Annotated in this window: 18 protein-coding genes; 10 read left to right on the top strand and 8 right to left on the bottom strand. The window is 63.4% G+C overall.

Features of this window, described 5'->3' with window-relative positions:
* The 7 genes from AC0L3E_RS09035 to AC0L3E_RS09005 form a co-directional block, all read right to left on the bottom strand.
* A complete protein-coding gene (locus tag AC0L3E_RS09035) occupies positions 1-1,026 on the bottom strand; it encodes a MotA/TolQ/ExbB proton channel family protein (RefSeq protein WP_027037204.1) in 1,026 nt (341 codons plus the stop codon).
* Between the two features lie 104 nt (positions 1,027-1,130).
* Positions 1,131-1,817 carry a PAQR family membrane homeostasis protein TrhA gene (trhA, locus tag AC0L3E_RS09030; RefSeq protein ID WP_164898423.1) on the bottom strand — a complete coding sequence of 229 codons (687 nt, stop codon included), beginning with the start codon at positions 1,815-1,817 and terminating at the stop codon, positions 1,131-1,133.
* 106 nt (positions 1,818-1,923) lie between these two features.
* Complete coding sequence (locus tag AC0L3E_RS09025; protein WP_013529126.1) at positions 1,924-2,724, bottom strand: inositol monophosphatase family protein; 801 nt, start codon at positions 2,722-2,724, stop codon at positions 1,924-1,926.
* Between the two features lie 85 nt (positions 2,725-2,809).
* Positions 2,810-3,376: an elongation factor P gene (gene efp / locus AC0L3E_RS09020; protein ID WP_013529127.1), complete on the bottom strand. Its 567-nt coding sequence runs from the start codon at positions 3,374-3,376 to the stop codon at positions 2,810-2,812.
* Between the two features lie 173 nt (positions 3,377-3,549).
* Complete coding sequence (locus tag AC0L3E_RS09015; RefSeq protein ID WP_127270840.1) at positions 3,550-4,590, bottom strand: tetratricopeptide repeat protein; 1,041 nt, start codon at positions 4,588-4,590, stop codon at positions 3,550-3,552.
* Between the two features lies 1 nt (position 4,591).
* Positions 4,592-5,239 (bottom strand): thiamine phosphate synthase, encoded by a 648-nt coding sequence (locus AC0L3E_RS09010; protein WP_127272276.1) that lies wholly within the window; start codon positions 5,237-5,239, stop codon positions 4,592-4,594.
* Between the two features lie 134 nt (positions 5,240-5,373).
* Positions 5,374-6,279: a DMT family transporter gene (locus AC0L3E_RS09005; protein ID WP_127268482.1), complete on the bottom strand. Its 906-nt coding sequence runs from the start codon at positions 6,277-6,279 to the stop codon at positions 5,374-5,376.
* 134 nt (positions 6,280-6,413) lie between these two features.
* On the opposite strand from AC0L3E_RS09005, the gene AC0L3E_RS09000 reads away from it, so the two are divergent.
* The 3 genes from AC0L3E_RS09000 to AC0L3E_RS08990 all read left to right on the top strand — a co-directional run bounded on the left by AC0L3E_RS09000 (position 6,414) and on the right by AC0L3E_RS08990 (position 8,575).
* The gene (locus tag AC0L3E_RS09000; protein ID WP_127268483.1) at positions 6,414-6,893 is read left to right on the top strand and encodes an Lrp/AsnC family transcriptional regulator; all 480 of its coding nucleotides are present in this window, start codon (positions 6,414-6,416) and stop codon (positions 6,891-6,893) included.
* A gap of 63 nt (positions 6,894-6,956) precedes the next feature.
* Positions 6,957-7,685 (top strand): class I SAM-dependent methyltransferase, encoded by a 729-nt coding sequence (locus tag AC0L3E_RS08995; protein WP_128306865.1) that lies wholly within the window; start codon positions 6,957-6,959, stop codon positions 7,683-7,685.
* Between the two features lie 119 nt (positions 7,686-7,804).
* Positions 7,805-8,575 carry a sulfite exporter TauE/SafE family protein gene (locus AC0L3E_RS08990; RefSeq protein ID WP_473604630.1) on the top strand — a complete coding sequence of 257 codons (771 nt, stop codon included), beginning with the start codon at positions 7,805-7,807 and terminating at the stop codon, positions 8,573-8,575.
* A gap of 32 nt (positions 8,576-8,607) precedes the next feature.
* Here AC0L3E_RS08990 and AC0L3E_RS08985 read toward each other — a convergent pair whose 3' ends face one another.
* Positions 8,608-9,159: a DUF2269 family protein gene (locus tag AC0L3E_RS08985; protein WP_128306864.1), complete on the bottom strand. Its 552-nt coding sequence runs from the start codon at positions 9,157-9,159 to the stop codon at positions 8,608-8,610.
* 323 nt (positions 9,160-9,482) lie between these two features.
* On the opposite strand from AC0L3E_RS08985, the gene AC0L3E_RS08980 reads away from it, so the two are divergent.
* The 7 genes from AC0L3E_RS08980 to ruvB all read left to right on the top strand — a co-directional run bounded on the left by AC0L3E_RS08980 (position 9,483) and on the right by ruvB (position 13,883).
* Positions 9,483-9,863 (top strand): hypothetical protein, encoded by a 381-nt coding sequence (locus tag AC0L3E_RS08980; protein WP_127268487.1) that lies wholly within the window; start codon positions 9,483-9,485, stop codon positions 9,861-9,863.
* 449 nt (positions 9,864-10,312) lie between these two features.
* Positions 10,313-10,846, top strand: coding sequence for a protease adaptor protein RcdA (gene rcdA, locus AC0L3E_RS08975; RefSeq protein WP_127320883.1), 534 nt, complete (start codon positions 10,313-10,315; stop codon positions 10,844-10,846).
* Positions 10,847-10,921: 75 nt separating this feature from the next.
* The gene (gene ruvC, locus AC0L3E_RS08970) at positions 10,922-11,431 is read left to right on the top strand and encodes a crossover junction endodeoxyribonuclease RuvC (protein ID WP_127320884.1); all 510 of its coding nucleotides are present in this window, start codon (positions 10,922-10,924) and stop codon (positions 11,429-11,431) included.
* A gap of 56 nt (positions 11,432-11,487) precedes the next feature.
* Positions 11,488-11,757 (top strand): AbrB/MazE/SpoVT family DNA-binding domain-containing protein, encoded by a 270-nt coding sequence (locus AC0L3E_RS08965; protein WP_027162524.1) that lies wholly within the window; start codon positions 11,488-11,490, stop codon positions 11,755-11,757.
* On the top strand, positions 11,735-12,154 hold the full coding sequence (locus AC0L3E_RS08960) for a type II toxin-antitoxin system VapC family toxin (RefSeq protein WP_127320885.1): 420 nt from the start codon (positions 11,735-11,737) through the stop codon (positions 12,152-12,154). The genes AC0L3E_RS08965 and AC0L3E_RS08960 overlap by 23 nt, the downstream gene beginning before the upstream one ends.
* Positions 12,155-12,181: 27 nt before the next feature.
* Positions 12,182-12,802 (top strand): Holliday junction branch migration protein RuvA, encoded by a 621-nt coding sequence (gene ruvA / locus AC0L3E_RS08955; RefSeq protein WP_013529140.1) that lies wholly within the window; start codon positions 12,182-12,184, stop codon positions 12,800-12,802.
* A 43-nt stretch (positions 12,803-12,845) separates the two neighbouring features.
* Complete coding sequence (gene ruvB, locus AC0L3E_RS08950) at positions 12,846-13,883, top strand: Holliday junction branch migration DNA helicase RuvB (RefSeq protein ID WP_128306863.1); 1,038 nt, start codon at positions 12,846-12,848, stop codon at positions 13,881-13,883.
* The last annotated feature ends 40 nt before the right edge of the window (positions 13,884-13,923 follow it).

The raw sequence follows: 13,923 nt of genomic DNA, 5'->3' as shown, positions 1-13,923 counted from the left end.
TCAGTGAACTCCGGGCTTCTTCAGGGCATCGGCGATCTTTTCCAGCGTGTTGCGCATCGCCTTCTGCTCGTCGGACTGGGCTTCGACCCAGTCGCGCATGATCTGCTGTTCCGAGCGCATGTTCTTGACCAGGCCGGAAATGCCGTCGGCGAGATTGGCCATGGCGGTGGCGACGCGCGGGTTGGAGCCGCCGCCATTCTCCTGCATCGAGCGCAGCCGTTCCGACAGCACCCGGATCTCGTCGGAGGATTCGGTCTTGGCTGGGTCGGCGACGACGATGTCCGACGACAGGTCGGTCACCGAGGACAGCCAGTTTTCCAGTTCGGTGTAGAAGCGTGTCTGGGCGCGACCGGCCTGCAGGTCGAGGAAGCCGAGCACCAGCGAGCCGGAGAGGCCGAACAGCGAGGACGAGAAGGCGGTGCCCATGCCGGCCAGCGGCGCCGAAAGCCCCTGCTTCAGGGAATCGAGCACCGCGGCGGCGTCACCGGTGCCGGGATCGAGCGATTCGATGGTCTCGCGGATCGAACCGATGGTGTTCAACAGTCCCCAGAAAGTGCCGAGCAGGCCGAGGAACACCAGCAGGCCGACGAGATAGCGCGAGGTGTCGCGGCTTTCGTCGAGGCGGGTGGCGATGGAATCGAGCATGGTGCGCATCGAACTGGTCGAGAAGGCCGTCGCCGAGGAGCGGCCGATCATCGCCTTCATCGGCGCCAGAAGCACTGGTTCTGTCGTTTCCGAGCCGGCACGGAAGGAGTTGACCCAGCGCACTTCGCGAAACAGTCGCCCGACCTGGGCGAAGGCCAAAAGGATGCCGACCACCAGCACGCCGACGATCAGGCCATTGAGGCCGGGATTGCTGCCAAAAGCGGTTGAGATCTGTCGGGTGAGGATGGCGGCGATGAAGGCGACGATGACCAGGAAGATCACCATGGTGAGCAAAAAGACCTGCGGGCTCGATAATTTATGCGGGTCGTAGATCAGGACATCAGAACGTCTGCCCATGCCGAAGGATCTGAGAAAAGCCATCCGTGCCCCGTTTCCGATGCCGCCGCCGATCACGTAAACCGCGACTCTAAACGGAATTGTGACCAAATTGAATGGCGCTTGGCAATATTGCCGCGTCGAGAATGTCAGAAGCGATTGATGACCAGACAGTCGACCATGGCGGCCAGATGCAGGCCAGCACCGGTGACGACGAAACCGTGCCACAGCGCGTTGTGGAAGCGCAGCCCCTTCCAGGCGAAGAAGATGACGCCGCAGGAGTAGACGATGCCGCCTGCGACGATCAGCGCTATCGATGTCGTCGGCAGCGTCTGGACAAGCGGCTTGACCAGGATGATGCCGCTCCAGCCGATGGCGAGATAGAAACCGATCGCCAGCCGGTCGAAACGGCCGGGAAAGAACACCTTGATGGCAATACCCAGCACTGCCGCGGTCCAGACCAGCACGATCATCCAGCGCGCCAGCGGCGAGCCTTCGAGCTGCGCCAGGAAAGGCGTATAGGTCGCGGCGATCAGCAGATAGATCGCGGCGTGGTCGAAACGCCGCAACACCCATTTCAACGGCGACGACACCGGCCACAGATTGTAGGTCATCGACACCGAGAGCACGGTGAGCAGCGAAACCACGTAGAAGGCGGCGGCGATGTATTCGCCAGGTCCGACACGAAAGGCGGCAAGCGCCAGCAGTGCCGACCCTGCCGCGATCGCCAGCACGATGCCGATCGCGTGGACAACACCGTCTGCGATCATCTCGGCACGCGAATAGTGCCAGCGTCCGATGAACGGGATATCGGGGTAGGGTTGGTTGTCTCTCACTAAGCCGGGTTCCTGCACCGCGCCCTTCAATTTGGGCGCATGCCGGGCAGTATTTCAAGCTTCCATTGCGGTTTTGCGACTGCGGCGCATCAGCGCGGCGTGGCTGTCAGCGGGAGGAGAGCGGCTTCTTCACGACCTTCAGCAAAGCGCGCTGGATGATCTCGTTGCCGGCGACGACCGAGCCGTTGTCGAGCATGTCCTGGCCGCCATCCATGTCGGAGACGAAGCCGCCCGCCTCGCGGATCAAAAGCAGCCCGGCGGCGATGTCCCAGGCCGACAGGCCGGTTTCCCAGAAGCCATCCATGCGGCCGGCGGCGACATAGGCGAGATCGAGCGATGCGGAGCCGAGGCGGCGGACGCCGGAAACCTCGGCCATGACATTGCGCAGTTCGACCAGGAAATTGCCGTGGTGGCCGCGGCCGAGATGCGGCATGCCGCAGCCGATCACGGTGTCGACCAGCTTGATGCGGCCGGCGACGCGCAAGCGGCGGTCGTTCATGAAGGCGCCGCCCCCGCGTTCGCAGGTGTAGAGTTCGTCCATCGCCGGATTGTAGATGACGCCGGCGACGATCTGGCCCTGGCGCTCCAGCGCGATCGAAACGGCAAAGAGCGGAATGCCGTGCAGGAAATTGGTGGTGCCGTCGAGCGGGTCGACGATCCAGCGATGCTGGCCGTCGTCGCCTTCAACCACGCCGCGCTCTTCCATCAGGAAGGAATAGCCGGGCCGAGCCTTGGACAATTCGGCAAAGACGATGTCCTCTGCCTTGCGGTCGGCCTGGCTGACATAATCGCCGGGGCCCTTCATCGAGACCTGCAGGTTCTGCACCTCGCCGAAGTCGCGCGACAGCGAGCGGCCGGCCTTCATTGCGGCCTGGACCATGACGTTGAGAAGGGCTGAGCGTGCCATAGTGCTTTTTCCCGGTGCTGCGCTTTAAATTCTGCCTCGATGCATGTCGGTGACCCGGAACCCGGCCACTTTTGGGCGACATGCGTCAGTCGGCGCGGCGCACGTAAGTGATTTCGTTGGTGTCGACGATGATGCGCTCGCCGGCGCCGATGAAGGGCGGCACCAGGACGCGGATGCCGTTCTCCAGGATCGCCGGCTTGTAGGACGATGCCGCCGTCTGACCCTTCACCACCGGGTCGGCCTCGGTGATGGTCAGCGTCACATAGTCGGGCAGCGAAATGCCGATCGGCCGCTCTTCGTAGAGCTGGACCGTCACCATCATGCCGTCCTGCAGGAAGGCGGCGCGATCGCCGACGAAGTCTTTGTTCAATTCGAGCTGCTCGTAGCTCTGGGTGTCCATGAACACCAGTGCGTCTTCCTGCGCGTAAAGGAAGGAAAAATCCTTCAGGTCGAGCCGGATCTGTTCGACGGTCTCGGCCGAGCGGAAGCGCTCGTTGAGCTTGGTGCCGTTGATGAGGTTCTTCAGTTCGACCTGATTGTAGGCGCCGCCCTTGCCGGGCTTGACGGTGTTGGTCCTGACCGCCACCCAAAGCCCGCCATCATGCTCGATGACATAGCCGGGACGGATTTCGTTGCCATTGATCTTGGCCATGATGAGATGATCCGGAATGATGCCAACGGCCACGCCGTCGGTATGGATGTTCGCTGGGAAAGCGATTTCGGGCTCCCAAGACCACAAATCGCCAGAAGAGGCAAGGGAGCGGGCAGGTCGGTGCCAGGCGAGGGGAGCCGAGGTTACACTTGGAATGACCGCGAGAACCGCCGTCAAGGCAGCCGGTTGGCCTTCTGCAGCGCCTGCTTGGTCTGGTCGTCGTCCAGCCCCTGCAGGAAGTCGTCCATCTGTGGGTCGATGAGGCCGGCACGGCGGGCGACGACGTACCAGGCGCCGGCAAGCACAAGGTCCGGATCGGTGCCGATGCCTTGCATATAGAGCTTGGCCAGGCGGTTCTGGGCGGCGACATTGCCGCCCTCCGCCGCCTGCTTCATCCAGCCGAAGGCGGATTTCAGGTCGCGCGCACCGCCGCGGCCTTCGATCATCCAGGCGGCGAGATCGATCTGCGCGGTGTCGTAGTTCTGCCTTGCGGCCTGCGCCAGCAGGCGCCTTGCCTGGGCGTCGTCACGTGGCTTGCCACCGACACCGTTGGCGTAGATCTGCGACATTGCATATTGCGCGTCCGCGAGGCCGGTCGCGGCGGCGCGCTCATAGTAGGAAACCGCCTTGGCCATGCCGGCGTCGCCGGGGTCCTGCTGGACCAGCATCTGCGCGAAATTGAATTGCGCCAGCCGGTTGCCGGCTTCGGCGGCGGCCTGCATCAAGGCGTAGGCCTCTTTTCCATCCTTTTTGACGTAGCGGCCGTCGAGCAGCATCAGCGCATACTGGAACTGCGATTCCGGCACACCCTGTTCGGCGGCCAGCGCGTACCATTTCGCCGCTTGCGCCGAATTGACCGGCACACCGAGCCCCCGCGACAGGATCTCGGCCACCAAGGTCTGCGCCGCCGGATCGCCGTTTTGCGCCCGGACCAATGCCAGATTGTAAGCTGTCTTGTAGAGACCGCGCTGGAAGGCGCCATAGGCCGCGTCGGCAGGTTTTGCGCCGAAGCGGTCGGGATTGACCGTGTCGGCCGACGGCAGCGGCGCGGGCTCGGCCGTGGTAGCGGGCTGCGGCAACGGCTTGTCGATCGGCTTGTCGGTGTGGACGCCGATTTCCGGCTTGGGCTGCGGCAGGGGAATGGTCTCCGCGGCGGCAGCCTGGACCATCAGCACCGCAAGCAGAGCCTGGAGGGGAAGCGTCGCCGAGGACATTTCAGTCCTCGAAGCGCGGCGCGGTCTCGTCGAGCAGCGCGTTGGCGGTGGCGACCGCTGTCCTGGGATCGGTGCCGTCGGCGAACACGGCGCTCGACAGCGCCACGAATTCAGCGCCGGTGGCGCCCACGGCTTCGACCGAGGCGATGTCGGATCCGGCCATGACGATGCAAGGGATCTGGATCATGTCCGCCCACCATGCGCCGAGCGACAGGTTGCGCGGGTGCGGTTCGGGCTTGTTGTCGTAACCGAAGCGGCCGAAGAAGATGTAGTCTGGCCGCGTCTCGCCAAGCTCGAGCGCGTCGTCACGTGTCTTGGCGCCGCCGGTGCCGACCATCATCTTTGCCTGGAAATGCTCGATCGTCTCGGCAAGTTCGGCCTTGGAGACCTCGACATGGATGCCGTCGGCCTGGACGCGGCCGGCTATGCGGGTGTCGCCGGCGATGATGACAGCAACGCCGGCGGCTTGCGCTGCCGGCACGATCTGTTCGGCGAAAGCCTGGAAGGAGGCTTCATCCATGCCGTTCTCGGGCAGGATCAGCGAAGCGACATCGCCGCCATCGAATGCCGCGACAATACGGGCCGCCGGCACGCCGGACGGCGCGATCAGCACGATGCGACAGCGATTGGGGGGCGTTGCTTCATTCATGGTTCTTCGGGTCCCGCGTTTCGCCTATGCCGGGCGAAGATGGTTGGATTGCGGCATAGAGCAAAGTGCCCGCTTTGAACAGGCGGGCAGCCGGGATCGCGATGTTTGACCCGCCGGGCATCCGGCGGGGCGCTTCATTTGATCGGGTGCGGGCTCGCCACGGGCGGTTTGCCCTTCCACAGCGTCCAGCCGAGATTCATGCCGGCGGCGGCGATCAGGATGGCGGTGGCGCCGACGACCTGACTCAGATGCAGCCGATGGCCGAAGGCGACGACATCGACCAGGATGGCGACGACCGGATAGATGAAGGACAGCGATCCCTGCAGATGCGTCGGCAGCTTCTGGATGGCGCCGTACATCAGTATGTACATCAGGCCGGTATGGACGATGCCGAGCGTCGCCAGCATGGTCCAGCTCCAGGCATCGGCCGGAAGCTCTGCAAGATTGGCGAAAGGCGCCAGCATGACGACGCCGACGCAGACCTGGATCAGCGCGATGAGGTGCGGCGGCGTGCCCTTGAGCTTCTTGGTGACGATGGCGGCGACGGCCCAGAAGAAAGCCGCGCCCAACGCCATGACGATGCCGGTGAAATAATCCGTGCCGATATCGCCGGCATCGGGAGCCGACTGCACTATCAGAACCATGCCGGCGAAGGCGATGGCCAGCCAGGTCAGCTTGGTCAGGGTCAGCCGCTCGGCGAAGAAAAGCGCACCGAAGCCGACCAGCATGAAAGGCTGCGTGTTGTAGACGGCGGTGGCGATCGAAATCGACGCGCGCGAGAAGGCGCTGAACAGCAGCAACCAGTTGACGACGATGGCGACGCCGCCGAGCGCGGCGATGCCGATGATGCGCAGCGACAGCCTGTTGCGCAGCAATCCCAGCCCGGCGCAGATGATGAGCAGCGTCAGCGCACCGAAAGCGCAACGCCAGAACACCACATCCATGATCGGCTGGCCGGACAGGACGACGAACCATCCGATCGTTCCCAGGATGGCCATTGCGGCTGACATTTCGACCGTGCCGCGCACCGTTTCGTTCACAACAAACCTCCATATCGGTTGAGCCGCCATAATCTCATGCTGCCGCGAAGCTTTCCATCTGATTGGAAAGGGTGTATGGCCGGTTGGCCTAATTATATTAGGAGAAAACTCCAAACTATCGGGGAAAGAAAAAGATGCTGGACGATCTCGACCGAAATCTCCTTGAAATCCTGGTCAAGGATGCACGGACCTCGCTGAAGGAACTGGCCGCCCAGGTCGGGCTGTCGTCGCCAAGCGTTTCGGAGCGGCTGCGACGGCTCGAGGAGCGCGGCGTCATCCGGGCGTTCACTGTCGAGATCGATCCGCTGGCGCTCGGCTATACCCTGCAGGCGATCGTGCGCATCCGGCCTTTGCCGGGCAAGCTGCACATTGTCCAGAAGCTGATCGAGGAGATTCCCGAATTCGGCGAATGCGACAAGGTGACGGGCGATGACTGTTTCGTCGCCCGACTGTTCGTGCGTTCGATCGGCGATCTCGACGGGATTTTGGACCGTATCGCCGACAAGGCCGAGACCAGCACCGCCATCATCAAGGCGCAGCCGATCCGGCGGCGGCCGCCGCCGCTTGACGCAACCGCCTCTCGGGATAGGGCAAAGGTCTTGCAGGCCTCCTGATCGAGTTGGGTGGAAAGCCGGTGGCCGGTTGGTTAGTGTGCCGGCCCAAACGAGGCCGGAACCATGGCGCAGAATATATACGATCGTGAGGATTTCTTCGCAGGCTATAGCCAGCTCGGCCGTTCGGTCGCGGGGCTGGAGGGTGCCGCCGAGTGGCCGGCCCTGCGCGCCATGCTGCCCGATGTCGGCGGCTTGAGGGTCGTCGATCTCGGCTGCGGCTTCGGCTGGTTCTGCCGCTGGGCTCGCGAGCATGGGGCGGCGCAGGTGCTTGGCCTGGATCTGTCGGAGAAGATGCTTGCCCGGGCAAGGGCCGCCGGTCCCGATGCTGGCATAAGCTATGAGACGGCCGATCTCGATCGGCTCAGCCTGCCGGAAGCCAGCTTCGATCTCGTCTACAGCTCGCTCGCCTTGCACTATGTCGAGGATGTGTCGCGTCTGTTCGGGACCGTGCATCGGGCCCTGGCGCCTGGCGGGCGTTTCGTCTTTTCGACGGAACATCCGATCTTCATGGCGCCGACCAAACCCGGCTGGGTGATCGATAGCGAAGGCCGCAAGACGTGGCCTGTCGACCAATATCTGGTGGAAGGACCGCGCAGCACCGACTGGCTGGCCAAGGGCGTGGTGAAACATCACCGCACGATCGGCACCACCCTTAACGCACTGATCCGGTCCGGCTTCACCATCGGCCATGTCGAGGAATTCCGGCCGACCGATGCGCAAATCGCAGCCAAGCCGGAACTGGCGGAAGAGCTCGAGCGGCCGATGTTCCTGCTGGTCTCGGCTCGGCGCTAGGCACTGGCCGGCGTCGGCCGAGTGTGCCGCCGCCACGCTCATATTTGCTGTCGCTCCGCCGGGCATTCTGGGCTATTCAAGCGTCGACCCGCTTTCCCTCCGGACCAGTCCCCCCTCCCATGTCAGGCCTGCTTCTCGATCCGTGGTTCTATGCGGCTGCCATTCCGGCGGTCATTCTGGTCGGCCTGTCCAAGGGCGGCTTTGGCGGCGCCGTCGGTTTCGTCGGCGTGCCGCTGATGGCGCTGACCATGCCGCCGGTGCAGGCGGCGGCCATCCTGCTGCCGATCCTGTGCCTGATGGACATCGTCTCGGTATGGACATGGTGGGGCGTTTACGACCGCAAGATGCTGGTCGACATGATGCCGGGCGCCGTCATCGGCATCGGCCTTGGCTGGCTGACGGCGGCACTGGTGACCGAAGAGGCGGTGCGGCTGATCGTCGGCGCCGTCGCCATCATCTTCGTCCTGCGCTGGCTCTATCTGCAGTTCCGCCATGGCGCCGATCACGCTGCCGTGCCCAACCGCGTGGCCGCCGCCGTCTGGGGCACGGTCGCCGGGTTCACCAGTTTCGTCGCCCATGTCGGCGGCCCGCCCTTCCAGGTCTATGCCTTGCCGATCCGGCTCGATCCGAAGGTTCTGTCGGGCACCGCCGCGATCTTCTTTGCCGCCACCAATGCGCTGAAGCTGGTGCCCTATTTCGCGCTCGGCCAGTTCGACACCGCCAATCTGACGGCATCGGCGGTGCTGATGCCGCTGGCGCCGCTGTCGACCATTGCCGGGGCCTGGCTGGTGCGGCGGATGCGGCCGGAAACCTTCTATCCCTTCACCTATGCAACCGTCGCGGTCGTTGCACTGAAGCTGCTGTGGGATGGCATCGCAGGTCTGATGTAGAAAGGCGGCTGCGCCGCCGCCCGTCATCAGGGTCAGGCAGCGCTCGGCACGAGACGGCGGTTGGCGCCAAAGGCCAGTGTGGCGCCGATCAAGACGGCCAGCACCATCCCGGCAAGGATGCCGATGTCATGCACGGTCGGCTTGAGCACCATGTCGGCAATGATGACCACCATCACGGCATAGTCGAAGCGCGCCGCGCTCATCATACGCTGGCCGATGGCAAGAACCTCTGGTGTGACGCCCTCCTTGGCGATCATTGCGCCCATGCGCTCGCCGGTCGGTTTGAAGATGAACATGCCGATCGAAAAGGTCGTGGCGTAGCCGGCCAGGCCGATGAGGATCCACAGGTCGGAGAAGCCGACCCAGAACCAGCACATGATGAGGCCAAAAATCAGCGTCAGCATCGACATCGGCGCGAAGAACCTGCCGCCCAGCTGACCGCTGGCGCGCATTGCCTGCAGTTTTTCCTCTATGTTGCCCGCCCGCTCGGCAAGCATTCCCAGCAGGAACAGCACGAAGCCGCCTCCGACCCACAGAATGGCGGTAGTGACGTGGAGGAATTTGACGATCGAGTACCAGTCCATGGGTTGCTCCTGCAGTGTTCCGGTCAGGTTGCGGCGGCGCTGATTTGCGCCGGCCGTCAGAGGAGCGGGCGTTTAGCGTGGCGCCTGTTTCGGAACGATGTCGCGAAAAAACCGGATCTGTTTCAGGCAATGAAGAAGCGGCTGAGATAGTGAACGCGCTATCTGATTTCCTGCTAATGTACGAATCGTCAGGGGGGTCGGCGCGACATCGTCCGGAAACATCGCCGATGCTAGCGCGCTAACGCCGGGAGCCCGGTGGCGACAACAATCGCCTGACGATCAACCCATTCCCACAACGGGAAAAGGCAATTCGGGGGACAGGCATGCAAGGGGTAGCACGGAATTTCTTCACACTGGCCGTCATCTATTCGCTGTGCGGCATGGCGCTCGGCCTGCACATGTCGATCAGCCAGGATCACGGTCAGATGCCGACTCACGCCCACACGATGGTGGCCGGATGGCTGATGTCGGCGGTCTTCGCCTTCTTCTACCATTTGTTCCCTGCCATCGGGCAGAAGACGCTCGCCACCGTTCATTTCTGGCTGACCGCAATCAGCGGCATCGGCCTGCTGATCGGCCTCTATTTCCTGCTTGCCGGCAATGCCGCGATCGAACCGCTGGTGGCGGCCTCCTCGATGGGCTTCTACGCAGCCATGCTGCTGTTCGCCTTCATCGCCTTGCCGGCGATCTGGAAGACGGCCTGAGCTGGACCTGGGGTAAGGTGAGGCTGTGCCGGCGATCTGGAGGACAGCCTGAGCTAGCCTGACGCAGGAGATGCTGTCCTGTTACGGCACAGTATGGCGGCGTTCGGTCAAAAAACATCCGCGCCGTTAAGGCTTCATTAAGCTTTACAGGTGTTTACTATGTTCATCCAGTGATCTGGATTCTTACCGAGTGGTTGGAGCCACTTTGTTTGACGCCTCCCTGTTAAACTCCTGAGAGCCGCCTTATCCGCGGCTCTTTTTTTGTCTTCATTTCCCTTTTTGTCCGCGTCTCAGCGGGGCCGCCCAATGGCGGCTCGCCGTTAACCTTCTGTTAAACATGTGCTTGCCTTCGCCGGTGACGAAGCGCATTTTCAAGCTTCAGTCAGATAGGGTTCCGGGTGTATCGGCAGGGAGCCGAATCGGCCGGTTGCAAGTGCAGGGGCGTATCAATGAACGAGCCTTCGAAGGGCAGTGCAAAAACCGTCAAGTTGGCGGAGCGCCGGGTGTTCTCGCAATCCTTCAAGCCGCTTTACCAGGAAGGCATGGGCCTGGTCGAACAGGCCGCCGAATATCTCGACGGCAAGGGCCGGGCCGAGGCAAAGAAACTGTCGCGGCTGGGCGCCACGCTCTATGCGGCCGAATCGATGCGGCTGACCACCAGGCTGATGCAGGTTGCGTCCTGGCTGCTTTTGCAGCGCGCCGCCAATTCCGGCGAGATGACCCGCGACCAGGTCGCGTCGGAAAAGTCCAAGGTGCGTCTCGACACCGCTTCCGCCCATGACGAAGCCGCCGGCTGGGCCGAGTTGCCCGAGGATTTCCTCGATCTCGTCACCCGCTCGCTGCGCCTGCAAGCACTGGTGCGCCGCATGGACGAGGAGATCTATGGCTCGGGCGCCTTGGTCGACATGCAACCGATGGCTCGCCGCCTCAATCCAGTTTCCGACCAGATCAGCCTGCTCAACACGGCTTTCGCTCGGGGTTAGACCACGGTCTGTCTTCTGTTTCCGGTTTGTTCACATTTCGCTGGCATCGCTGTGGGCCGGAGGTAAAGTCGGCAAATGGCGGAAGCGATTCGCATCATCGGTATCGATCCTGGGCTTCGACGCACCGGCTGGGGCATCGTCGAAAGCCTCGGCAATTCGCTGCGCTTCATTGCTTCCGGGACCGTGAAGTCCGAGGATAAGGCGGCGCTGGCAACGCGGCTGTGCCAGCTGCATGACGGGCTCGCCGAAATCCTGCACAGCGCGATGCCGCACGAGGCGGCGGTTGAACAGACCTTCGTCAACAAGGACGCGGTGGCAACGCTGAAGCTCGGCCAGGCGCGCGGCATCGCCATGCTGGTGCCGGCGCGTGCGGGTCTCGTCGTTGCCGAATATGCGCCCAACGCGGTCAAGAAGGCAGTGATCGGCGTCGGCCATGGCGACAAGAAGCAGATCCACATGATGGTGAAGGTGCTGTTGCCAAAAGCCGTCTTCGATACCGAACATGCCGCTGATGCGCTCGCCATCGCCATCTGCCACGCGCATCACCGGCAGAGCGTGGCCTACAGGATGGCGCTGGCCGGCTAGCTACGTTCTTGACTTGTTCACGCTGCAGGGATAAGTAATACCGCAGAGGTATTACCATGCGCGTGACCACCAAGGGGCAAGTCACAATCCCCAAGCCGATAAGGGACCGTCTGGGCATCGCCCCGGGCTCCGAGGTGGAGTTCGTGGCCACCGACGAGGGCGTTCGGCTGGTTGCCGTCAACGAGAACCTCTCCCAGGAAGAGAAATTGCGCAGGTTCAGCGATGTCCTCGACCGGATGGAGGGGACGTTGGATCTGGGAGGCATGACCACCGATCAGTACATGGAGTGGTTGAGGGGGCCGCGTGAAGATCTCGACGTTGATTGACACAAATGTCCTGATCGACGTTTGGGGTCCAGCCGGACCGCTGAAAGGATGGTCGGCATCGGCAATCGCCTCCTGCCGCCGCGACGGCGCGTTGGTGGTCAATACGATCGTCTGGTCCGAGTTGGCGCCGTTGATCGCGACGGAAACGGCGCTTCGAAAAGCAGTCGACATGCTTGGGATGGATCGCGAACTTGTACCTTGGGACGCGGCATTCCTTGCGGGCGTCACGCATTCCCGCTATCGCCGGGCCGGTGGCGTCAGGGAAAGAACCTTGCCTGATTTCTTTATCGGCGCTCACGCGACCGTCGCTGGACATCGTCTTTTGACCCGCGACGCTGCTCGCTACCGCAGCTATTTTCCCGACCTCGACATCATCTCTCCTGAAACGCACCCATGAGGGCCTATCTTCCATGAAAGATCTGGCATGATCGGCAAGCTCAAGGGCACGCTCGACGAGGTCGACGAGGATCATTGCCTCGTGGACATCCATGGCGTCGGCTACGTCGCCTATTGCTCGGCGCGCACGCTGGCGGCGTTGCCTTCGCCGGGCGAAGCGGTGGTGCTGTTTATCGAGACCTATGTCCGCGAGGACATGCTGCGCCTCTACGGCTTCCAGTCGGTGCTGGAACGCGAGTGGTTCCGGCTGCTGATGAACAATGTTCCGGGCGTCGGCGCCAAGGTGGCGCTGGCCATCCTGTCGACGCTGGCGCCGGCGGATCTCGCCAACGCCATTGCGCTGCGCGACATTGCCATGGTTTCGCGCGCGCCCGGCGTCGGCAAGAAAGTGGCCGAGCGCATCGTCACCGAGTTGAAGAACAAGGCGCCGGCCTACGCCGGCACCGCCTCGGGCACCATCGGCCTGAAACAGGAACTCGGTGACGGCGTGGCATCCGCGCCCATCACCGACGCGGTCTCGGCGCTGGTCAATCTCGGCTATTCGCGCGACACCGCCGCCAATGCTGTGGCGGCGGCGCTGAAGACGGCGGGCGAGGATGCCGATGCGCCAAAGCTGATCCGCTTCGGGCTGAAGGAACTGGCGCGGTGAACCGTCGCTTGTTCAGCTCCTTGCCGTGTGCAAGGAAGGCGTCATGAGCCTGTCGCCCCGCCTGATTGCGCCGGAAAAACGCGGTGAGGATGCCGAGCAGACCTTGCGGCCGCAGACGCTCGACGATTTCGTCGGCCAGGCGGCGGTGCGGGCCAATCTCAAAGTGTTCATCGAGGCCGCCAAGGGCCGCAACGAGGCGCTCGACCATGTGCTGTTCGTCGGGCCGCCCGGTCTCGGCAAGACGACGCTGGCGCAGATCATGGCGCGCGAACTCGGCGTCAATTTCCGCTCGACCTCGGGTCCGGTCATCGCCAAGGCGGGCGATCTTGCCGCCCTGCTGACCAATCTCGAGGAAGGCGACGTGCTGTTCATCGACGAGATCCACCGGCTGAGCCCGGCGGTGGAGGAGATCCTTTATCCGGCGATGGAGGATTTCCAGCTCGACCTGATCATCGGCGAAGGACCGGCGGCGCGTTCGGTCAAGATCGACCTTGCCCGCTTCACGCTCGTCGCTGCCACCACGCGGCTCGGCCTGCTCACCAATCCGCTGCGCGACCGTTTCGGCATTCCGGTGCGGCTCAACTTTTACACGGTCGAGGAACTGGAGCAGATCGTGCGGCGCGGCGCGCGCATCCTGCAGATGCCGCTCGGCGACGACGGTGCGCTGGAAATCGCGCGGCGTGCGCGCGGCACGCCACGCATCGCCGGCCGGCTCTTACGCCGCGTGCGCGATTTCGCCTCGGTGGCCGGCGACGGCCATGTCGACCGCAAGATCGCCGACGAGGCGTTGACCCGGCTGGAAGTCGATGCGCTCGGCCTCGACGCGCTCGACCGGCGGTATCTCAGCATGATCGCGCGCAATTTCGGCGGCGGGCCGGTCGGCATCGAGACGATCGCCGCCGGCCTGTCCGAGCCGCGCGACGCCATCGAGGACATCATCGAGCCCTATCTGATCCAGCAGGGCTTCATCCAGCGTACACCGCGCGGCCGCATGCTGACGGCCAATGCCTGGCGCCATCTCGGCATCGACGCGCCGAAGGATCTGGCACAGCAGCAGATCAACCTGTTCCAGGAAGAGTAATTTTCCAGTGCGCCGCCCGTCGTCTCGGGTATTGGCTCAG

This window comes from Mesorhizobium sp. WSM4822, from assembly GCF_055811155.1.
This window is presented reverse-complemented; position numbering and strand designations above follow the sequence as displayed.